At 58.1% G+C, this 20,715-nt stretch carries 18 protein-coding genes; 4 read left to right on the forward strand and 14 right to left on the reverse strand.

From position 1 onward, the window contains the following. Positions 1-99 precede the first annotated feature (99 nt). Complete coding sequence (uvrC, locus tag EWM57_RS12065; RefSeq protein WP_129921406.1) at positions 100-1,923, forward strand: excinuclease ABC subunit UvrC; 1,824 nt, start codon at positions 100-102, stop codon at positions 1,921-1,923. Between the two features lie 73 nt (positions 1,924-1,996). On the opposite strand, the gene porN is transcribed toward uvrC, so the two are convergent. From porN to lipB, 10 genes are all read right to left on the reverse strand, one after another. Continuing rightward, complete coding sequence (porN, locus tag EWM57_RS12070; RefSeq protein WP_129921407.1) at positions 1,997-2,884, reverse strand: type IX secretion system ring subunit PorN/GldN; 888 nt, start codon at positions 2,882-2,884, stop codon at positions 1,997-1,999. A gap of 48 nt (positions 2,885-2,932) precedes the next feature. Beyond that, positions 2,933-4,516: a type IX secretion system motor protein PorM/GldM gene (gene porM / locus EWM57_RS12075; RefSeq protein ID WP_129921408.1), complete on the reverse strand. Its 1,584-nt coding sequence runs from the start codon at positions 4,514-4,516 to the stop codon at positions 2,933-2,935. Positions 4,517-4,578: 62 nt separating this feature from the next. Beyond that, a complete protein-coding gene (porL, locus tag EWM57_RS12080) occupies positions 4,579-5,385 on the reverse strand; it encodes a type IX secretion system motor protein PorL/GldL (protein WP_129921409.1) in 807 nt (268 codons plus the stop codon). Between the two features lie 88 nt (positions 5,386-5,473). Next, entirely contained in the window at positions 5,474-6,493 is a 1,020-nt protein-coding gene (gene porK / locus EWM57_RS12085) for a T9SS ring complex lipoprotein PorK/GldK (protein WP_129921410.1), read from the reverse strand. 235 nt (positions 6,494-6,728) lie between these two features. Beyond that, complete coding sequence (locus EWM57_RS12090; protein ID WP_129921411.1) at positions 6,729-7,718, reverse strand: PorP/SprF family type IX secretion system membrane protein; 990 nt, start codon at positions 7,716-7,718, stop codon at positions 6,729-6,731. 156 nt (positions 7,719-7,874) lie between these two features. Then, complete coding sequence (locus EWM57_RS12095; RefSeq protein WP_129921412.1) at positions 7,875-8,705, reverse strand: uroporphyrinogen-III synthase; 831 nt, start codon at positions 8,703-8,705, stop codon at positions 7,875-7,877. Positions 8,706-8,786: 81 nt separating this feature from the next. Continuing rightward, the gene (locus EWM57_RS12100) at positions 8,787-9,965 is read right to left on the reverse strand and encodes a DUF4271 domain-containing protein (protein WP_165370501.1); all 1,179 of its coding nucleotides are present in this window, start codon (positions 9,963-9,965) and stop codon (positions 8,787-8,789) included. Between the two features lie 33 nt (positions 9,966-9,998). Then, positions 9,999-11,066 carry an MraY family glycosyltransferase gene (locus tag EWM57_RS12105; protein WP_242510053.1) on the reverse strand — a complete coding sequence of 356 codons (1,068 nt, stop codon included), beginning with the start codon at positions 11,064-11,066 and terminating at the stop codon, positions 9,999-10,001. 68 nt (positions 11,067-11,134) lie between these two features. Beyond that, the gene (locus EWM57_RS12110; RefSeq protein ID WP_129921414.1) at positions 11,135-11,551 is read right to left on the reverse strand and encodes a hypothetical protein; all 417 of its coding nucleotides are present in this window, start codon (positions 11,549-11,551) and stop codon (positions 11,135-11,137) included. Between the two features lie 6 nt (positions 11,552-11,557). Continuing rightward, positions 11,558-12,352, reverse strand: a complete 795-nt coding sequence (gene lipB, locus EWM57_RS12115) for a lipoyl(octanoyl) transferase LipB (protein ID WP_129921415.1) — start codon at positions 12,350-12,352, stop codon at positions 11,558-11,560. 133 nt (positions 12,353-12,485) lie between these two features. Here lipB and EWM57_RS12120 point away from each other — a divergent pair, with 133 nt between their 5' ends. Next, complete coding sequence (locus tag EWM57_RS12120) at positions 12,486-12,842, forward strand: YraN family protein (RefSeq protein ID WP_129921416.1); 357 nt, start codon at positions 12,486-12,488, stop codon at positions 12,840-12,842. 74 nt (positions 12,843-12,916) lie between these two features. Here EWM57_RS12120 and EWM57_RS12125 read toward each other — a convergent pair whose 3' ends face one another. The 4 genes from EWM57_RS12125 to EWM57_RS12140 form a co-directional block, all read right to left on the reverse strand. Further along, positions 12,917-13,879 (reverse strand): toxin-antitoxin system YwqK family antitoxin, encoded by a 963-nt coding sequence (locus EWM57_RS12125; protein ID WP_129921417.1) that lies wholly within the window; start codon positions 13,877-13,879, stop codon positions 12,917-12,919. Positions 13,880-14,074: 195 nt separating this feature from the next. Beyond that, the gene (locus tag EWM57_RS12130; protein ID WP_129921418.1) at positions 14,075-14,446 is read right to left on the reverse strand and encodes a hypothetical protein; all 372 of its coding nucleotides are present in this window, start codon (positions 14,444-14,446) and stop codon (positions 14,075-14,077) included. Between the two features lie 140 nt (positions 14,447-14,586). Next, entirely contained in the window at positions 14,587-16,422 is a 1,836-nt protein-coding gene (htpG, locus tag EWM57_RS12135; RefSeq protein WP_129921419.1) for a molecular chaperone HtpG, read from the reverse strand. A gap of 136 nt (positions 16,423-16,558) precedes the next feature. After that, on the reverse strand, positions 16,559-16,981 hold the full coding sequence (locus EWM57_RS12140; RefSeq protein WP_129921420.1) for a hypothetical protein: 423 nt from the start codon (positions 16,979-16,981) through the stop codon (positions 16,559-16,561). Positions 16,982-17,567: 586 nt separating this feature from the next. On the opposite strand from EWM57_RS12140, the gene EWM57_RS12145 reads away from it, so the two are divergent. Both EWM57_RS12145 and EWM57_RS12150 read left to right on the forward strand, forming a co-directional pair. Then, positions 17,568-17,900, forward strand: a complete 333-nt coding sequence (locus tag EWM57_RS12145; RefSeq protein WP_129921421.1) for a hypothetical protein — start codon at positions 17,568-17,570, stop codon at positions 17,898-17,900. 286 nt (positions 17,901-18,186) lie between these two features. Next, on the forward strand, positions 18,187-20,610 hold the full coding sequence (locus EWM57_RS12150; RefSeq protein WP_129921422.1) for a TonB-dependent receptor: 2,424 nt from the start codon (positions 18,187-18,189) through the stop codon (positions 20,608-20,610). Positions 20,611-20,715 lie beyond the last annotated feature (105 nt).

Consider the following 20,715-nt stretch of genomic DNA (forward strand, 5'->3'; position numbering starts at 1 on the left):
GTTTCTTTACGCCTCGCCTGGGCGCTTTGCTGCCGTCGGCCGCCAAACAATTCCGGCCGGGCGGAGTACTCAGGAAATCATCCGCGACTCACGACCCTTATGGCCGCTAACGCCCACCTCCAGGAGCAAATCCGCCAGCTGCCCCACCAGCCCGGCATCTATAAGTTCTTCGACGACGAAGGCATCATCTACGTCGGCAAAGCCATTGATATCCGCAAGCGGGTCAGCAGCTACTTCACCAAGCAGGACCACAACAAGAAAACCCAGCAGCTGGTCAAGAATATCCGGCGCATCGAATTCACCATCGTCAACAGTGAGTCCGACGCGTTTCTACTCGAAAACAACCTCATCAAGCAGAATCAGCCCAAGTACAACATCCTGCTCAAGGACGGCAAGACGTATCCGTACCTGTGCATCACCAATGAGCGGTTTCCGCGCCTGTTGCCGACGCGCAACAAGATCAACGACGGCTCCCGCTACTACGGGCCCTACGCCAACCTGACGGCCATGAATGTGGTGCTGGAGCTGATCCGGGCCCTGTACCCGCTGCGCACCTGCACCTACAACCTTTCCCCGGCCAACGTGGAAGCCGGCAAATTCAAGGTGTGTCTGGAATACCACATCGGCAACTGCAAAGGCCCCTGTGAAGGGCTGCAGGACGAGGAAACCTACAACCAGTACATTCAGCAAATCCGCAACATCCTCAGCGGCAACCTGACGGTACCCAAAACCTACTTTCGGGAACGGATGATGGCTGCCGCCCAGGACCAGCAGTATGAGCTGGCCCACGGCATCAAGCAGAAGCTCGACCGCCTCGACGACTTCCAGGCCAAATCGACGGTGGTGAATGCCTCCCTGTCCAACATCGACGTGTTCAGCATCGCCTCCAACGAGAAAAGCGCCTTTATCAACTACCTCAAGGTGATGAGCGGCTCCATTATTCTCACCCAGTCGGTGGAGGTGCAAAAGAAGCTTGATGAAACCGATGCCGAGATTCTGGCCCCGATGATTATGCAGATGCGGGACGAATTTGAGAGCCAATCCAAGGAAATTCTGGTCAATACGGCCGTGGATGAGCTGCCCCTACCCGGCGTGACGGTCACCGTGCCCCAGATTGGCGACAAGCGCAAGCTGCTGGAAGTTTCGCTTAAAAATGTGCTCTACCTGCGCAAGGAAAAGGAAAGCATGAACGACCGGAGCAAGGACGTCAACGAGGTCCGCATCATGGAAGGCATCAAGCGGGATTTGCGCCTCACGGAGCTGCCTAAGCACATCGAATGCTTCGACAACTCCAACTTCCAGGGCGACAACCCGGTGGCCGCCATGGTGTGTTTCCGCAACGCCAAGCCCAGCAAGAAAGACTACCGCCATTACCACATCAAAACGGTCATCGGCCCCAACGACTTCGACTCGATGTACGAAGTCGTCACGCGCCGCTACCGCCGCCTCGTCGACGAAGGTGCCTCCCTGCCCCAGCTCGTCATTGTCGACGGCGGCAAGGGCCAGCTGAGCATGGCCGTCAAAGCCATCAAGGACCTGAATCTATGGGGCCAGATGGCCGTCATCGGCATCGCCAAGCGTCTGGAGGAAATCTACGTGCCCAACGACCCGCTCCCGCTCTACATCGACAAGAAGAGCGAATCCCTGCGCCTGTTTCAGCGCATGCGCGACGAAGTGCACCGCTTCGGCATCACCTTCCACCGCAGCCGCCGCGACGCGGCCACCCTCAAAACGGAGCTGACCGACGTGAAAGGCCTCGGCCCGGTCACCGCCGACAAGCTACTGACCAAGTTTAAGTCGGTTAAGAAAATCAGGGAGCTCACCGAAGCCCAACTTATTGAAGAAGTCGGCAAAGCCAAAGCCCGGATTCTGATCAACTATTTCAACGAGCAGGAAACGCCGGCCGCTAAGCCTCAGGAATAGAATCAGCAGTATAAAGAAAAAGCCTCTCCCGTAATGGAAGAGGCTTTTTCTTTGCCTTGGGAAACTCTAAAAACTAGAAGCTCCAGAGGTTGTATTCGTACTCAATCAGGTCCGAAGCAGCCTGCTGCGAAGCCAGGATACCCTGCTGCTGCCCACCGTAGATTTCGTCCAGACGCGAATCGTTCGGGTTGGAAACCTTTACGATGTAGGAGTTGAACAGCCACAGCTCGAAGGCATCCGCCAGGTTCTTGTGCTGGGCGTCGTTCTGAGAGTTAAACCAGATAGCCTTGTCCGGGTTGGCGCGGAATACGCGAACCAAGTCGCTGTACTTGAACGTGCCAATCGGCTTTTCAATGCCCGAAGTGTTCGAGCCCAAGGTCGAAGGAACCAGCAGCGTTACGGTTTTGATGTCGTGATACATCCGCGACCGTTTCTTGTCGAAGATCATATCCTCTTTCAATTCCATCTGATACAAGTCCTTGTAGCGGTACTCGTAGCTTGGTGGCGCAACGGGCTTCTTAGGAGCTGCAGCTACCTTTTTGCCTTTCGTCGACTTCTTAGGAGTTCCCCAGTCATCAGCGGCAGCGTCATCGCTGAAGCCGGCCGCTTTTTCCTCGTCGCTCAGACCGGCGCTAGCTTCAGCGTACGACATGTTGCCGGACACTTCGGATGGCGTGTAGGTCGTCGTCAGCGAGTCGTTGCGGTAAGCCTGGAGTTCTCCACGCTTTACCGCTTCGAGGATTACGCGGCTGATTTCCTTGCCCTCGGAGAACATCGGCTTGTTTTGCTTCTCACGAAGGTCAACAGCCCGCCAGATGGTCTTCCGGAACATGATGTCCGAATTCGGAATCGGACGGTACGAGCCATTGCTGCTCGCGGTGGTGGCTTGCTCCTGAGCCGAAGCTGCCACCGACAGCATCAGACCGGCCGAAAGGGCGGCGAAGGAAAGGAATTTGTTCATACCCTGGTAATCAAAAAAGCGCATCGGTTAGTTCAGCAGTGTAACGCTTTACAGCAGCGGAATATTGAATTGCTTCGACACTTTAACTTCTTCCTGCTGATCCTGGAAGTTCAGGCGGCGTACTTCCTTCACCTCGATGTACAGACGGTCACCTTCACGGCCCGAGTTTACAACGGAAGTCAGGTTAGCATCGGGGCTGTTGAACGTCATCGTTGGCATGGCGGGGCGCTTACCCCGCACCAACGTTACTTCGTAGCGCGTCACGCGGTAGCGAGCATCGTCGGGCAGGAAGGTGGCGAAACCAGCATCCGGAACAGCCTTCAGAATCATATTGCGCACGGCCGTAATCGGAGTGCCCTGCTTTTCGTTGGCCGGACGACCACCTACCCAGCACTGAATCTCTGGCTTAGGAATCGGACGGACCTGGAAAGTCTGGGAACCGATGGCGTTGCCGCCGCTGCTCACGCTCAGGGTCACCTCGCGCGAGTTGGGCACCAGCGTTACGTCACCCAGCTTGGAACCTTGGATAACCGAGGCCCCGGAAGCACCGAAGCTTGGCTTGTACTGAGCCCCGAGTGCGGGAACCTGTACGCTGAGCTTGTTGCCGCATTTGAAATACAGTGCCTGCACCGAAGCCGACTGAATCTGCATAACGGGCTTGGTAACCACGTAGTCAACTTTCTTGGTGAAAGTGGTGTCGCGGCCGTTCTGCTTGAAGCGAATCGTACCCGTCCAGCTCTTCTTGGCGTTACCGGCTGCGTCGAAGCCGCCGGGCGTTGCCGTGAACTCAACCAGACCATGACCGTCCGAATTCACGCGCAGCGGCGAGCCGTTCAGCGTCATCGACGGGTTCAGCCCCGAAGCCGAAGCCGTCAGGAACAGCTCAGCTTTGTACTTCGTACCAGCTGCTACCGTGTTCGACTCCGCGCTGGCGAAGGCGCCCACTTTGTCGAATACAATGATGTTGCCACCAACCTTGGCCGACTGGGCAGCCAGAGCATCCGACTCGTACTTCAGTACTTCGGCCTCTTTCTGCGACAGTACTGCCAAAGCAGCTACCAGCGGAGTGTTTTCGAAGTTCAGCTCAGCAAAGTTTTTGCTTTTCTGCTCGGGCTCCATGATGCTGGCGTCATCCTTGGCGTCGAGGGCCAGGGGAGCAGCGTTTGGTACAAACTGCTTGATGTAGGTCGAGTACTTGTTGAGCTCATCCTTCATAGCGTAGGCAGCACCGTTCTTGCTACCGCCCAGCATGGTGATGGCCACCTTGTCTTCGGCCGACATGTTCTTGTACTCGTTCTTGCCTTTGGTGTTCTCCGTGGCCGTTACGAGTTTGTCCCGGATGTCGCGCAGATAGGCAACCATCTGCTGCGAGCGGGTCCGGATTTCTTCGCTTTGTTTCAATACGGCCACATCCTGGGGCGTATTGCGGTTCTTCACGACTTGTGCCTGAATCCCCTTTACCGTGCCTTCGTTCGCCTTGGACACCTTTTCGTTGATACCGAACAGGCTGTCATCCAAGAATTTGAACTTGAGCAGAATTGCTGAGTTAACTTGTAGGGCAAGAAGGGCAGTCAGTACCAGGTACATCATGCCAATCATTTTTTGCCGTGGAGTCTCTTTTCCTCCCGCCATCGTGTTCTTTCCTAGTCGATAAAATTATTGGACAGAAACGTTCTATGCAGTTGCTATCAGCCTTAGCTGGTAGCGCGCATGGCGTTTAGCATGTTGCCGTAGACGCGGTTCAGCGAACCCAGGTTGGTGGTCAGCTGAGTCACTTCCTGCTTGAACTGGTCGGTCTCTTTGCCAGCTTCGGTCAGGTTTTCCATAGCCTGGCTCAACGTGCCGTAGAACTTATTCATGGACTTCAGGTGCGTGTTAGCATCCTGGAGCTCCATTTCGTAGACTGCGTTCAGAGCACCCAAGTTCTTGGTTACGTTCTGCACCTGCAGGTGGTACTCACGGGCATCCGAAGTAGCATCCGACATAGCGCCGATAGCCTGGGCGGTCTGCGAGTAAGCTTCGTTGATTTTCTCGAGCGACTGAGCCGCCGAACGCACTTTGGTCGTGTACTCTTCCGTAGCGTTGGTAGCATCACCGAGCGAGGAAAGCTGCTGGGTAGTGGTGCTCAACCGGTTCAGGCCCTGGCCCAGCGAAGCAATAGCCTCTGGGGTTACGTTGGCGTCCTTCAGCATGTCGTCCAGCTTGCGGGTCAGACCCTGGCTGTTGTTGTTAGCCGACAGGCTGTTGCTATTCGTCGAGGGGTCGTAGCCTTCCGAAAGCTCGGGGTATACCAACGACCAATCCGTTTCCTTGGGGTTTGGCTGGAAAGCACTCAGAAAGAAAATCAGAGCTTCCGTGCCCAGACCTACCATCAACATTACGTCGGCACCTTTCCAGTGCAGAATCTTAAACAATGCCCCGATGATTACGACTGCGGCCCCGATGCCATACACCTTGGGCATAACCACGTCATACATGAAGCTACCGCCTTTTGCTGCCATTTTACTTGAGTTGAAAGAATTGGATTGGATGAAGTTGAGAAGCGAAAACGTGTTGAAACGGAAATCTAAAAGGCTGCTGTAGGCGGAATTAGTTCAGAGCGTTGTTGGTACCCTGGCCGATCTGGATCATAGCGGTGCGGAAACCGATGTAGGAGCGAGCCGAGTCCTGGTATTCGAAGTTGCGCGAGCCCGTTTCGAGGAAGTACGAAATGTCCTTCCAAGAGCCGCCACGAACTACTTTGCGAGGCTCGTTGTCGTCCGGGTTGGTTGGGTTCATGTCCCATACCACGGGTACCGAAGCTTCCATGTAAGCATCGTCGCACCACTCGGCTACGTTGCCCGACATGTCGTAGAGACCAAAGTCGTTGGGGAAGAACGAACCGACCGGAGCGGTGTAGGCATACCCGTCGCTGGCGTAGTCACCGCGGCCGGGCTTGAAGTTCGCCAGCATGCAGCCTTTCGAGTTGCGCAGGTATGGACCACCCCAAGGGTAAGTAGCAAGGTTACGACCACCCCGGGCGGCGTACTCCCACTCAGCCTCGGAGGGCAGACGGAAGTTTGGCGTTGGCGCGAGGCCGGCTTCGGCGTTAGCCGCATTCTTGTTCTTGGTGCGCCAGTTGCAGAAATACTTCGCCGCGAACCAGTCGACGCCCACTACTGGGTAATCGTCGAAAGCTGGGTGGGTGTAGTAGTACTCCATCAGCGGGTCACCCATGTGGTAGGTAAAGTCGCGCACCCACACGGTGGTATCCGGATACAATTCCGTCATCACATACTCTTCGCCGAGCACGTCAATCGAGTCTTGGCGGATGGCATTCATGAACTGCCGGTACTCATTGTTAGTAATCTCCGTCTCATCCATGTAGAAGCCGGCGATAGTCACCTGCTTGTTCATGTTGACCATCGAAGCCGAGATATCCTGGTCCGTCTGACCCATGTGGAAGGTGCCGCCTGGGCAAGGAACCATGCCGAACGGCACTTCCTGGGGATTGAACTCGGGGCGGTCTTGTGCCCCGACCAGGTCGCCCTGCGGTCCTTTTCCAAAACCACAGCCTCCCAAGAACAGCGCCGAAAGGGCGAAGAGAGGCAATACGAGTAACTTGTTCATGTCAAGAAAAAAAAGACTGTTTAGGCGGCGATACCCGAAGATTACAATTTAATGAGCTGGCAAATTTAGTGAATCTTACATTCGTCCGCAAGCATATCGTTTAATACCGCTCAAGTGTCTACGAACTAGACAACTTACCGGTTAAACGAAGAAACTTAGCGACTTAGTACAGCAACACCAGAAAACCAGTCAGCACGTAATCAGAGGGTGGAGTTGGTCCGCAACAGCCCGTAATTTAGAAGCTGTAACGGGGAGTCCGGATAGCCGGGCGAATAGCCAGCCCGGGCTTGGGCAGACGGTAGGAGAGCATAATTTCGTGCGAACTAAATGCACGTGCGTCTTGGTTGAATGCAATAAAGTCGAATGCATAACCAAAGCGCAGAGCGTTGTCTTTAGCAAAGCTCATGCCCAAAAGCCCCGTAAACGATTCATCGTAGCGGTATCCTACGCCCCCCCAAAACTTATCATTAAAGGTAGCGCGCACGCCGGCCTCATACGAATTATTCTTAAAGGTAAATTTGTTGCTGTCGCCAAACTTGCCCGGCATCACCAGCTTAGCCAACACTGTCGGCGTGACGACAACCGACGAGGAGGCTTCGATATTATAACCGGCCGTGAGGTAAGCGTGGTTTTCGCCAATGACCTGGGCCGTATTGTCGCCGCCCTCGCTCTTGAATTTGTACTGGGAACGCAGCAGGTTGTTGGCGCTCAAGCCCACGTACAGCTTATCGGATTCGTACCAGACGCCGACGCCGGCATCAATCTTCTGGTCGGAACCATCCCGGGGCACGCTGCCGTCGTTTTTATCGATTGGACGGTACAGACCTTTGCTCAGGTGGTTGAAGATACCCTGCACCCCAATACCGAGACGGCCTTCCCCAACTTTGATGTGCTTGGAATAGGACAGCTGGGCGTTGGTGATATTCGACTGCGCCACTTTATCCCGAAATACGCTGATGCCGATGCCACCGCCAATGGCCGCCACGGGCAGGGAGGCGCTCAGCATGTAGGTTTGCGGAGAGCCTCCATCGTCGAAGGTGGCGTTGTAGCCAAGATACTGGTACCGACCAAGGGTGGTAATTTCACCTTGGCCTTTTATTCCGGCGTAGGCAGGGTTCAGATACATCCCGTTAAAGCCATAATGGCTAAACTGGGGCTGCTGCTGTGCAAGGGCTGAACCGGCAACTGCCGATAGCAGGAGGGTGGCAAGTAGAGTTCCCTTCATAGAAGCGACTGATATGGGGTTTGTTACGCGCTGGGGTGGACAACGCAAGTGTTTCCAAATGTATGGAAAAAACCCTCTGCAACAAATACGCTAAAAAAAACAGGCGAATCACTCCGAAGGAGCTGACTCGCCTGTTTGTTCAATTAGGTACCTTGTCTAGGCGCTCTGCTTGCCGCTCGCCTTCTTGTCTTTGTAGGCGTCGATTCCGTGGTGGTGCCGGATGTAGGCTTCAATGGCCCCGGTCATGGAGGGCGCATTGGGCTGCGGCGCTTCAATGTCCAATTCCAAGCCCGCGTCGCGCACAGCTTTGGCCGTCGTTGGGCCAAAAGCCGCTATGCGAGTGCCATTCTGCTCAAAATCAGGGAAGTTGATGAACAGGGAGCTAATGCCCGAGGGGCTGAAAAACGCGAGGCAGTCGTACTTCACGTCGGTCAAGTCCGACAGGTCGCTGGCCACCGTGCGGTAGATAACGGCCTCGGTGAATTTGAAACCGTTGGCGCGCATAAACTCCGGAATATCATCCTTGCGGATGTCGGAGCAAGGATACAGGAACTTCTCGGTCTTGTGCTTCTTGATAACGTCGAACAGATCGACGGCCGTGCGCTGGCCCACAAAGAGCTTGCGCTTACGCAGCACGATGTATTTCTGCAGATAGTTGGCAGTTTGTTCCGAGATGCAGAAGTACTTCATTTCGGCGGGCATCTCCAGCTTTGCCTCCTGACAGATCCGGAAGAAGTGGTCAACCGCGTTGCGGCTCGTGAAGATGATTGCCGTGTGTTCAGCAATGTTGACTTTTTCCTTGCGGAAGTCCTTGTAAGAAACCGGATCAACCTGAATGAACTCCCGAAAATCCACTTTGATACCGTATTTCTCGGCAATGGCAAAGTAAGGATTGATGTCGTTCGTCGGCTTAGGCTGGGTTACCAGAATGCTGGAAATGCGCTTTGCATGCCGGCCCGTACCCGGTTTGTCTTTGCTTTCGGCCATAAAATTAAAAGAAGGGTAAATTTCGGGCAATAGGTGGGTCGTTGGGAGAAATCAGCGTTCAAGCCACTGACACTCGGGGCATTAGTAGGTAAAAACGATCAATTTCAGCAAAATGACCAGTGGAATCACTTCCGTGGCGCAAAGGTACGAAAACAAATGTAGATTAAGTAGGGAGGCCCGGCGGTGCAGCGTGCGCGCAATGCGAACCACGGTGCCCACCAACATCAAGGAAACCACCCCGTTGGAAACCCACAGCACCGTTTCGGGCAGGGTTTGGTTGAGCCCCAGGTAGAGCAGCATCACTAGAGGCAGAAACAGACCCATGAACAGAATGGTCCGCACAAATTCGCGGTACTGTACCATCACCAGGGGCGTAACATCGAAAATATAGCCCATCAGCTCCAGAAACAGGTATTTACCCAGCACGAACCCCGCAATCAGGGCGGCGTAGAGCAGTACCCGCAGCACAATGGCGGACTCGGGCACGTCGAAGAGGCGGCGCAGGATAACGATGGTCTGGATGTTGGTGTGAATGGCCACCAGCAGCAGGGCAAAGGACAGCGCAAAAACCATGACCAGCAGCAAATTGAGCCAGGTCAGCGTGGGCTTGGTCAGGAAGTCCTGGTCGTTGGACTGCTTGCTCCAGAGACCCTCAAACTGGTAGATTCGGGCAAAGCCCGGCTGGTAGGTGGCCCGGATACCGCCGTAGAGCAGCCCAATGACCAGCAGAAAGCACAGAAATACGTTCTGGCCCTGGTGCCCCAGCGGCCGGGGCTGAGCGAGCAGAGCGGCCGTAGCGGTGCCCTTACCGCTCTGGGCGACGGGAACCACGGTAGCATTGGTGAAAGACGCCAGATTAGGCGGTACTTCCGGCTGCCACACGCAGAGTAGGTGGTTACCTAGCCGCTCGGTTTTGGGCAATAGCTCCGCCAGGTCCAGAGTATAGGAGGCGGGACGGCTGGCCGTAAACACCAGCCGGTTGTCGAGAAACAAGCTCAGGTTTTTGCGGGCCGCAAACGTGATAAGTAAGGGCTTGTTGGGGCGCAACCCCACCCACTGGTAGTAGGCTGCCGCTGGGGCGTGGTAGTCCGGCAGGTAGAGAATAAGGCTGTTGCGGGCCGTATCGTAGATCAGCCAATCGGCGGTGAGGCCCCCGCGGGGTGCCGGCGGCAAGGGCCGGTACTCAGCAGCTGTGGCCCGAAGCTGGGTCAGCAGCAGAGCCAGGAGAGGGATTAGCCAATGGAAGCGGAACAGCAACATACTTTTCCCCTGCATGGTGGGCGGAGCTCCGCGCTAGGAAGCCACCCGCTGCTGGGCGCTCCGGCTCTGGTACACGCCCAGAAACACGCTCAGCACGAGCGAAAATGCTACCAGCCCCACAATCAGCCACGTATTGCCGACGGCCGCGAAGTTGATAACGAACAGAATCACGACCAGATTGAGCAGCCCGAGCAGCATCACGGTGCTAATCTGCTGGAAGCCCATGGCCAGAATGCGGTGGTGAATGTGGTTTTTATCGGGCGCAAAGGGGGAACGGCCGGCCATCATGCGCACGATAAAGACGCGCAGCGTGTCGAAGAGGGGCACGAACAGGATGCCGATGGCCACCGCAGGCGACGAAGCACCGAAGGGCTGCCCGATTTTGCCCCCCATCTCAATAAATTGAATCGTCAGGATCGAGACGATAAAGCCGCAGACCAGGGAGCCGGTGTCGCCCATGAAGATACTGGCGCGGTGGAAGTTGTAGCGCAAGAAGCCCAGCATACCGCCAATCAGGCAGACGGAAACGAAAACGTAGTTGCCGTAGTTGGGCCCGCCATAGCGCAGAAAGTAGTAGCCGTAGGTGCTGGTAATAATCAGCACGATGGTGCCGGCCAGACCGTCGAGGCCATCAATGAGGTTGATGGCGTTGGTGATACCCACAATGGCCAGAAAGGTGAAGGCGTAGCTGATGCCGATGGGCAGCTCGTGAATACCCAGAATTCCCTGGAAGCTGGTTACCCGCACATCGGCCATAATCATGACGATGCCAGTAGCCAGCAGTTGGCCCACGAACTTCTTGCCGACCGTAATGCTAACCAGGTCGTCTTTGAGGCCTACGAAGAACAGCACGATGCAGCCAGCCAGGAGTTGCTGAATACCATTGCTGAGATTGGCGAAGATGGTGAGCGACGACATGAAGCCCGCAAAGACGGCCACCCCACCCAGCCGCGGCGTGAGCGACTCGTGCACGGTGCGCACGTTGGGCGTGTCGAGCATGTTTTTCAGGTGGGCAATATAGATGATGGAGGGCACCGCAAACAGTGCCACCAGAAATGCCCAGAGAAAGGACAGGCCCAACTGAATTCCGATTGGATTCATATTATCGACTCAAAATTAAGCAAATATGCCCGAAGATGTACGCTCGCCGGGCTTTTGCGGATCAGTGCCTAGCTATGCAGTACGCCTTCGCGGTTGAGCAGGGCAATGTGGATTAGGTTAGCTGGAACAATGGAATCGGGCACGAAGATGAATTTCTTGTCGAAAATCTGCGGTCCGTGGTAGTAGCTCACCCAGTACTGGTTGTTGAGGTGAAACAGGTCAGGGTCGATGGGCTCGATGGGAACGGCGCTCTGGGGCTCCACTTCCATCATTACGTGCCGCAGCGTAGATGTCCGCACCACTTCGCCGCCCTCGCGGGTGCCGTAGCCGTTGGAGCTGACAATGACGTTGCTCAGGGGAAAGGGGTTGTGGTTGAGCAGGTACACCTGCCACACCTGCTTGCCCTCCCCGGGGGTAGGATTATCGTCCGGCACCACGGCAATGGATACGCCCTCAACCGGATCAAACTTGATATCGTCTTTCATGCCTGCTTAACGGATAAGCTCGGCATCGAGCAGGGTAGCCAGATGCCGGAGCAGCTTTTCTTCGACCTCGGGCAAGGGCACGGCACGGCCCAGCTCCTGCTGGAGCGAGGTCACGGCCTTATCGGTGATACCGCAGGGCACGATGTAGCCGAAGTACGCGAGGTCGGTGTTGATGTTGAGAGCAAAGCCGTGCATGGTCACCCAGCGGCTGCACTTGACGCCCATGGCGCAGATTTTCCGCGGGTTGGCGGCTCCTTCGGCAAAGTCGAGCCAGACGCCGGTCAGGCCCGCAATGCGGCCCGCCCGCAGCCCATACTCGGCCAGAGTATTGATAACGGCTTCCTCGAGCACCCGCAGGTAGCGGTGAATGTCGTTGAAGAAATTGTCGAGGTCCAGAATGGGGTAGCCCACCAGCTGACCGGGGCCGTGGTAGGTGATGTCGCCGCCGCGGTTGATGCGGTGGTAAGTGGCGCCGTGCTCGGCCAGCTCGGCTTCGCTGAGCAGCAAATGCTCGGGCTTGCCACTCTTACCCAGCGTGTACACGTGCGGGTGCTGGCACAGCACTATACTATTAGGAGTGGGGGTGATGGGCGACCCCGCCTCGGCCGCCTGCCGGTTGTGGTTTTTGAGGGCCACCGTAGCCGCCAGCAGCTCTTCCTGGTGGGCCCAGGTGGCTTCGTAGCCAACCAACCCCAACTTTTCCACCCGAATCTGCCGGTTCTGCCCCGGCTTCCTGGCATCGGGCACCAGCGCCGCCTCGGGGGCAGCAAACGGCGTTACACAGGCGGATAGCAGATCCATAGCGGTGTTTTTATATAGCCCGGTCAACCCTGGCCGGAAGTCTAACGAGCGGCGCAAGCCGACCCGCAGATAGGCGCAAAGGTACTAGATTTAGCTCCAACCTCTACTTCCCCCCTTTCGCTCCCTCCCTCCTATGCCCAGTTCTGCCCACCTGCTCGGCCAAGCCGGCGAGGCCGCCGCCGCCCACCTGCAGGCCCAGGGCTTCACCATCGTGGAGCGCAACTACCGCTTCCGGCGCGCCGAAGTCGACCTGATTGCCCGGCTGGGCGATGCGCTGCTGGTTTTCGTGGAAGTCAAGGCCCGGTCCTCGGCCCGGTTCGGCCATCCGGAGGAATTCGTGACGGAGCGGAAGCGGGCGCTGTTTCGGCTGGCGGCTGAGCAGTACCAGGAGGAAGTGAACTGGGCCGGCGACATTCGGTTCGACATTCTGGCCCTGCAGCAGGTGGCCGGCGGCTTTCGCCTCGAGCACTTTGAGGATGCATTTTACTAGAGCCGACGAGCAGACTTAGGCACAAAAGAAGCCCGCCGGGGTGCCGACGGGCTTCTTTTGAGAGCTAGTTATCTTTACTTTTTCGACCCGGGACGGTCCGTAACGGCGTCGCGCTTGTCGAGCTTGTCCTTTTCGTAGACCAGCACGCCGTTGCGGTTGTATTCCTTGAGCAGCACCGGCTCCTGCACTTCCGGCTCGTAGCCTGATTCGCCGTACTGATACACGTAGTGGCGGCGGTCCTTGGTGTTGCGGAAGCCCCAGTACTTGGTCCACTCCCCTACTTTCTTGCCGTTTTCAAACTGGCCTTCCCACTCCCGCTTGCCGTGCTCGGTGAAGCTCACATAGTCGCCGTCGATTTTGCCCTGGGTGTAGGGAATCACTTCCTTCAGGCGCTTTTTGTCGTTGGCGTAGTAGCTCACCTGGGCGTCGCGGGGGAAGCCCATTTCGTAGTGGTTCTTGCTGAGCAGCACGTTGTCCTTGTTGAACTTCTCCCAGCGCAGGTGACGGGTACCCAGAGCGAAATAGCCGGTTTCGATAACCTTACCGCCCTGGAGCTTCTTGTAGGGCCCGTGCAGCACTTTGGCCGTGGCGGGGTCCAGCTCGTCGGTGGTTTTGAAGATTTTACGCTTGCGCGCGTCGAAATAGTAGCGAGCCGGGGCGAAGTCGTTGGGCTGCTGAAACGTGCGCAGGTAGTAGAACACCTCGATGATCTGGTTGCGTCCCTTTGGCCCCGACTTGGTGAAGCCCTTCTTGATTCGCTCCCCGAGGAACACGTTCTTCTTCTTTTTCGGGGCGCGTTGGGCGGCCTTTTGCTTTTCCTTGGCGGCCCGCTCCTGCTCCTTGGTCAGCACCACCCGGTTGGTTTCCAGCGAAGGCGCGTTGGTGGTGTCGCGGGCCGTAGTGAGCGAATCGCGCACCACCCCGCCCGCCAGGCCGGAATCCGGCTTGCTGTTGAAGGAAACGGTCTTTTTAGAGCAGGCCCCAGTGGCCAGCAGTAGAGCCGTGAGCAGAAGCAGTAAAAGCTGAAATGGACGCATCAACGAGGAAAAGCGGTTCGGAAGGGCAAACGTAATGGTAGAGGGATTTGGTGCCCGACCGGCACCGGAGCTCCCGCCCTACCACTTCACCGGCTGGTTCATAATCTGGTTGTAGTCGGCGCGCTGGTAGGTGGTGGTGTCGCTGGCCGGAAACGGGAAGTACTTGGGCGGCAGCAAAGCATAATCAAACACGCCCTAGGCGGCAATAAACGCCTGCCGCTTGTTCAGGCCGCCGGCGTGCTCATCGGGGTTGCCGCTGATGCAGATAGAGCGGGCCTGGTAGGGCTTTTCCAGGGACGAGAGCAGCCAGAACTCGTAGGACGTGGCAAACGTCATCATCACCGTATCCATGCGAATGTCCTTGTCGGCAAACAGCAGCTTGCGCTGGGGCAGGTGCTCGGTGCGGCGCAGCACGTGCTCGGCCCACTGCAGTCGCTCGGAATAAGGCTTGTGGACCAGCCCGATGTGCACCACCCGCACCAGCAGTACCAGCGCCGCGTAAGTAACCAGACCACCCCAGGCAATGGTCTTGCGCAGCGGTTCCGGGTACGATAGATGATCAAACATAACGAGGAAAGCAGATGAAGCCGTCGGCCACGACGGCAGCCAAAGTTACATAGTCTGCTTGTTCCCGCCCGCCTAAAAAGAAAACCCCTGACCAACGGCCAGGGGCTCCTTATTACCTAGGTAGCAAAAACGGCGGGCGGCTACTCGGCGGCCAGCAAATCGGCGCTGCGCTTTACAAAGGCCGTCAGGGCTTCGCCTTTCAGCAGGCCCTGGGCCAGCAGGCCAAGGTCGAAGGCCTGACGGGCCAGCTTCTCGCCGGCTTCGCCCTCGGCGCTGAGCACGCGCTGGGCCACGGGGTGGTTGGCATTCACGCTCACCGTGTACGAGTCGGGCAGGTTACCGAACATCTGCATGCCGCCGCCCCCGCCGGTGCGCTGCATGTCCTTCATGCGGCGCATAAACTCGGGCAGCGTGATGACCACCGGCGAGTCCTGGGGCGAGAGGGCCTCCACCTGCACGTGCATGTGCTCGTTGCGGATAGCCTTGGTAAACAGCTCCTGCAAACGAGTTTTGTCGTCGTCGCTGAGCACGCTCTCGGTCGTGTCGTCCTTCTCGATCAGCTTGCCGATGGTCTCGGCATCTACGCGCTTGAAGGTGGTTTTCTCCAGCTTCTGCTCGAGTTGGCCAATGAAGTGCGAGTCCAGCGGGCCGTCGAGCTTGAGCACGTCGTAGCCGCGGTCCTGGGCGGCCTGCACGAAGGCGTGCTGAGCCTCGGCATCGGTGGTGTACAGTACCACGGTCTGCTCGTTTTTATCCTTCTGGTTGGCCTGCACAAATTCCTGGTACTCGGGCAGGGTGAAGAACTTGCCGGCCACGTTCTGCACCAAGGCAAAGTCCTTAGCCTTGTCGTAAAACTTTTCGTCGGAGAGCATGCCGTACTTCACGAACAGCCCGATGTCCGACCACTTCTCCTCGAAGCCCGCGCGGTCCTTGCGGTAGAGCTCGGCCAGCTTGTCGGCGACCTTCTTGGTAATGTAGGTATTGATTTTCTTCACCGCGGCATCAGCCTGCAGGAAGCTGCGCGACACGTTCAGCGGAATATCGGGCGAGTCAATCACGCCGTGGAGCAGCATCAGGAACTCGGGCACCACGTCCTTCACCTCGTCGGTGATGAACACCTGCCGCGAGTAGAGCTGGATTTTGTTGCGCTGGAACTGCAGCTCGTCCTTCACCTTGGGGAAATACAGGATGCCGGTCAGGTTGAACGGGTAGTCCACGTTGAGATGAATCCAGAACAGGGGTTCGTCCATGCTCATCGGATACAGCTCGTGGTAGAACTTCTTGTAGTCCTCGTCGGTCAGCTCGGCCGGCTGCTTGGTCCAGATGGGCTGGGTCTGGTTGATAACCTCGCCCTCGAACTCGATTTCGACGGGCAGGAACTTGCAGTACTTGTTCAGGATGGTGCGGAGGCGGGCCGGCTCCAGGAACTCGTCGGAATCGGCGGCCACGTGCAGCACGATGTCGGTGCCCCGGTCGGCTTTATCGGTGGTTTCGAGCGTAAATTCCGTGCTGCCGTCGCAGGTCCAGTGGGCGCCCTCGGTGCCTTCCTGGTAGCTTTTGGAGAAGATTTCCACGTTGTCGGCCACCATGAAGGCCGAGTAGAAGCCCATGCCGAACTTACCGATGATCTGGTCCTTGGTGGCCGCGTCCTGCTCCTTGTATTTCTCCACAAACTCGGAAGCCCCGGAGAAGGCAATCTGGTTGATGTACTTCTTGATTTCCTCGGCCGTCATGCCCAGGCCGCGGTCCGAGATGGTGATGGTGCGGGCTTCCTTGTCCACGCTCACCTTCACCTTCAGTTCCCCTAGCTCGCCCTTAAACTCGCCCAGCTGGGCCAGGCTCTTGAGCTTCTGAGTGGCGTCTACCGCGTTGGAAACCAGCTCCCGCAGGAAGATTTCGTGGTCGGAGTACAGGAATTTCTTGATGATGGGGAAGATATTCTCGGTGTGAATCGAGATGCTACCTTTCTCTTGCATAGCGCGTTGCCTAAGGGTGGTGAAACTAAAAAACCGGACGAAACGCCAGCCTCTACAAGCCGGGGTTCGTTTGGTTTCGTGTTTCAAAAGCTGTTCCACGCCGCTGCGCGCTGTCAGTTTGACAGCCGCCGGCACACTATGCGACCAAGGGCCGCGGCTCCCGGCAGCCCACCGACTGCTCCCACTGCTGCTCCAGCGCCATAATCTGCGGGGACGAGTCGGTGAGCCAGTCCAGGCCGGCCAGCGAGTCGGAAAAGAACTGCAGGTTGGCCGGCGTGTAGCGCTGGGTGTCCACCATCAGGTGCTCAATCACCAGCACATTGTGCAGGCTCAGCGGCAGCACCAGCCCGATCTTGCTCACGCCCAGCCGAACAAACCGCGGCAGCCATTCTTCCCCCAGCCATACCTGCTCATCGATGCCGACCAGTGGCATGTCCGATGTATCGGCCAGCCAGCGGGTGACGTGGTGCTGTTGGGAAAAGTCGGCCAGGTAGTCCAGGGCCTGGCTAAATTTGATCAAATCAATGGAGCCGCGCCATTTCCAGCGCAGCAAATCCATTGAAATGTCATATTGAAAACAAAGTGAATCCAGTGTGTAAATCATCCCCTCTACGCAGCCGCCTTAGCGCGGTCAATCGGGAACAAATATACTACCGTGCAATGCATTACGCCTAATTCCATTAGCCCAGCGCCGGATATTAGTCGACCAAAGGCTGGATTCATCCGCCGTACGCCGTTCACTGGCACCTTGCCCGGCCCTGTTTTATTTTATATTCCCCTCATTCCGAACAATCAATTATTTATATAACAATACCCAGCAGCACAACACCGCGAAGCCCCGCACCTGCGGCTGAGCTTCACCGCATCGGGCGGGTCTGGGCCTTACACGAACAGCGCTACGTCTTCGGCCGGGCGGGGCCGCTGACGGGCCGGACGCAGGGAGGAAACCAACGACCACAGCAAACGGCGGGACAGGCTTTTCATGGCAAAGCAGTTAGGGTGAATTACGCTGGCAAAGGTGGGGCGCCGGTGTTGCCTGCGCGTTTCCCGACCATTATGCTTTGGTGAAAAGCCGAGCCCCGGTACGCACGTTGCTGCAAGTAAAAATCTACTACCTTTGGGCACTTTCTGACACATTGTTGCAAATGCGTGCTTTTCGGTCCCATCTGGCGGTATTGCTGCTCCTGTGCTTCGTGCGGGTGCTGCTGCCCGATGCGCTGATACTGGCCCTGCACGCCCACAAGCACACCGAGCAGGAACCTAGCCGGGAGCTGAAGACCGCCAAGGCTATCCTGACGGCCAAGCACCAGCACTGCCAGACTGACCACTTCTGCACGCTGCCGTTTCAGGTAGCACCGCTGCTCGAATTTGGAGTGGCCGCGGCCTACTACCAGCCCCATTCCATCCGGCCATTTGTGGCCTGGGGCAAAGCTTCGGCCCCGGCAGCCCTGCTGCGCGGCCCCCCGGCCCGCGCTTAGCGTCCCGCCTGTTTTGCCGCCCCGGCGCGTGCGTGGCTTGGCTGCGCACCGGCGGCCCACTCCCACTTTTTTTTTGCGGATACCAGCCCGCCCGCCACTCAGCCGCCCCGCTGGGTGGTGGGCGGCGGCTTGCCGCTTGGTATGCCGGCTCCCGCGCGGAGCCCGGCGCCGGCTCTCCTGGTTTGGTTGGAGAAACGGGGAAGGCGCCGGCCACTGGCTGGCGTTTTCTTCCCCCGGGGCTGCGCCCCCTTGCCGCTTCATTTTCTGATTTTCACTTCCCGCTGATATGTTCCGATTTTTTCTGGCTACCGCGCTGCTGGGGCCGGCCACTGCTGCCTGGGCCCAGTCGGCTCCGGCGCCTAAGCCCGCCCGCGTGGCGACCCTGCCGGTTACCGGCCGCGTTATCGACGACGCCACCAAAGAGCCCCTCCCGGGCGCCACGGTATTGTTTCCCGACCTCAAGCAGGCCACGGCTACCGGCCCCGACGGCACATTTCAATTCAACAGCCTGCCTCGGGGACGCTTCCTGATGCAGGTGCGCTTTCTGGGCTACAACACCGTGGTGCGCACCGTAGACGTGGGCAGCCCCCAGGCCCTGGACGTTGCCCTGACTTCGGCCGCCACCGAAATTGGGCAGGTGGTCGTCACGGGCGTGTCGGCGGCCACCGAGCTGCGCCGCTCCCCGGTTCCGACCACCGTTATCGACCGGACCCGCCTCAATCAGACGGCGGCCAGCAATGCCGTCGATGCCATTGCCCACACGCCCGGCGTGGCCCAGATTACCACCGGCGCCGGCATCAGCAAGCCCGTTATCCGAGGGCTGGGTTCCAACCGCGTGATTACGCTCAACAACGGCGCCAAGCAGGAAGGCCAGCAGTGGGGCGACGAGCACGGCATCGAAATAGACGAGTACGCCATCGACCGGGCCGAGGTCATCAAAGGCCCCGGCAGCCTGCTCTACGGCTCCGACGGCATGGCCGGCGTGGTCAACTTCCTGGCCCCCGACCCGGTGGAGGAAGGTAAAATCCTGGGTTCGGTAGCGGCCAATTACCAAACCAACAACCATTTGCAGGGCTATTCCCTGCTCAATGCCGGCAACAAGAATGGCTTCAACTGGCTCGTACGCGGCAGCAGCAAGCTGGCCGGCGACTACCGCAACCGCTACGACGGCCGCGTCTACAACTCCGGCTTCCGGGAGCTCGACGCCAATGGCTACGTGGGCCTGAACAAAAGCTGGGGCTACTCCCACCTCACCGTGTCGTCGTTTAATCAGCGCGTGGGCCTCGTAGAAGGTGACCGGGACGAAACCACCGGCCGCTTCCTTAAGCAGGTGGCCTCCGGCGACTCCGCCCTGGGCGTGCCCGTGACGGATGCCGACCTGCGCGGCTACGGCCTGGCCGTGCCCCAGCAGCAGATCAACCACTTGCGTATCGGCACCGACAACAACTTCATTCTGGGCCAGAGCCGGCTGACGGTGAACGTGGGCTGGCAGCAGAACCTGCGCCGGGAATTCGGCAACGTAGTGGACCCGGCCGAAACCTCGCTGTTTTTCCAGCTCCGCACCCTCGACTACGCTGTGCGCTACTACCTGCCCGAAATGCGCGGCTGGAACCTCACGCTGGGCACCAGTGGCATGCAGCAGCAAAACGTGAACAAGGGCGTCGAATTCCTGATTCCGGCCTACCGCCTGTTCGACAACGGCGTGTTTGCCGTGGCCAAGAAAAGCTTCGGCCGCCTCGACCTCAGCGGCGGTCTGCGCGAAGACGTGCGCACCATCACCGGCGACGCGCTGTACCTGAATGCCGACGAGCAGCCGGCCGCCGATGGAGAGCTGAAGTTTGCGGGCTTCCGCCGCACGTTCCGCAACGTATCGGGCAGCGCGGGCGGCTCGTTCAGCGCCACCGACAAGCTGGTGCTCAAAGCCAACGTGTCGAGGGGCTTCCGGGCGCCCAACATTGCCGAGCTGGCCTCCAACGGCAAGCATGAGGGCACCATCCGCTACGAAATCGGGGAAACCAACCTCAAGGCCGAAACCAGCCTCCAGCTCGACGGGGGCGTGAGCTACACCACCGACCACGTCAGCCTGAGCGTGGATGCCTTCCGCAACCAGATTCAGAACTACATCTTCCCCAGCCGGCTCAATGACTCCATTTCGGCCGAAGGTGACCCAGTGTTTCGCTACGGGCAGGGTACGGCCCGGCTGGCCGGCGGCGAAATCAGCCTCGACCTGCACCCCCACCCGCTCGACTGGCTGCACTTCGAAAACTCGTTTTCGATGGTGCGCGCCGTGCAGCTCGGCCAGTCTGCCGACCACAAATACCTGCCCTTCATTCCCGCCGACCGGCTGCAATCGGAGCTGCGGGTGAATTTCCGGAAGGTGGGCACCACCCGCCTGGCCAACCTCTACGCCCGCGGGGGCGTGGAGCACACCTTCGCCCAGAACCGTTTCTTCTCCGCCTTTGATACTGAAACCCGCACCCCGGGCTATACCCTCGTCAACCTGGGCCTGGGCTCAGACGTGCAGAACGCCGCGGGCAAAACGCTTTTTTCGGTGTTTCTGGCCGGCAACAACCTATTTGACGTGGGCTACCAAAGCCACCTGAGCCGCCTCAAGTACGCCGCCTTCAATGCCGCCAACGGCCGCACCGGTGTGTTCAATCAGGGCCGCAACGTGAGTGTGAAGCTGGTGGTGCCCCTGGCTTTCAACTAAGCTCACTGCCCATTAGAGCAAGCCCAACATTAGGCCTTGCTTTACGTATTACGGAATATACCTAAAAGTAAAGCAGGTTCTGTTTGGATCTGCTTTACTTTTTTT

This window comes from Hymenobacter persicinus, from assembly GCF_004167665.1.
GTDB lineage: Bacteria > Bacteroidota > Bacteroidia > Cytophagales > Hymenobacteraceae > Hymenobacter > Hymenobacter persicinus.

Coding starts and splice junctions, on each gene's coding strand:
- uvrC (WP_129921406.1), top strand. CDS start 100: ATGGCCGCTAACGCCCACCTCCAGGAGCAAATCCGCCAGCTGCCCCAC.
- porN (WP_129921407.1), bottom strand. CDS start 2,884: ATGAACAAATTCCTTTCCTTCGCCGCCCTTTCGGCCGGTCTGATGCTG.
- porM (WP_129921408.1), bottom strand. CDS start 4,516: ATGGCGGGAGGAAAAGAGACTCCACGGCAAAAAATGATTGGCATGATG.
- porL (WP_129921409.1), bottom strand. CDS start 5,385: ATGGCAGCAAAAGGCGGTAGCTTCATGTATGACGTGGTTATGCCCAAG.
- porK (WP_129921410.1), bottom strand. CDS start 6,493: ATGAACAAGTTACTCGTATTGCCTCTCTTCGCCCTTTCGGCGCTGTTC.
- EWM57_RS12090 (WP_129921411.1), bottom strand. CDS start 7,718: ATGAAGGGAACTCTACTTGCCACCCTCCTGCTATCGGCAGTTGCCGGT.
- EWM57_RS12095 (WP_129921412.1), bottom strand. CDS start 8,705: ATGGCCGAAAGCAAAGACAAACCGGGTACGGGCCGGCATGCAAAGCGC.
- EWM57_RS12100 (WP_165370501.1), bottom strand. CDS start 9,965: ATGTTGCTGTTCCGCTTCCATTGGCTAATCCCTCTCCTGGCTCTGCTG.
- EWM57_RS12105 (WP_242510053.1), bottom strand. CDS start 11,066: ATGAATCCAATCGGAATTCAGTTGGGCCTGTCCTTTCTCTGGGCATTT.
- EWM57_RS12110 (WP_129921414.1), bottom strand. CDS start 11,551: ATGAAAGACGATATCAAGTTTGATCCGGTTGAGGGCGTATCCATTGCC.
- lipB (WP_129921415.1), bottom strand. CDS start 12,352: ATGGATCTGCTATCCGCCTGTGTAACGCCGTTTGCTGCCCCCGAGGCG.
- EWM57_RS12120 (WP_129921416.1), top strand. CDS start 12,486: ATGCCCAGTTCTGCCCACCTGCTCGGCCAAGCCGGCGAGGCCGCCGCC.
- EWM57_RS12125 (WP_129921417.1), bottom strand. CDS start 13,879: ATGCGTCCATTTCAGCTTTTACTGCTTCTGCTCACGGCTCTACTGCTG.
- EWM57_RS12130 (WP_129921418.1), bottom strand. CDS start 14,446: ATGTTTGATCATCTATCGTACCCGGAACCGCTGCGCAAGACCATTGCC.
- htpG (WP_129921419.1), bottom strand. CDS start 16,422: ATGCAAGAGAAAGGTAGCATCTCGATTCACACCGAGAATATCTTCCCC.
- EWM57_RS12140 (WP_129921420.1), bottom strand. CDS start 16,981: ATGGATTTGCTGCGCTGGAAATGGCGCGGCTCCATTGATTTGATCAAA.
- EWM57_RS12145 (WP_129921421.1), top strand. CDS start 17,568: ATGCGTGCTTTTCGGTCCCATCTGGCGGTATTGCTGCTCCTGTGCTTC.
- EWM57_RS12150 (WP_129921422.1), top strand. CDS start 18,187: ATGTTCCGATTTTTTCTGGCTACCGCGCTGCTGGGGCCGGCCACTGCT.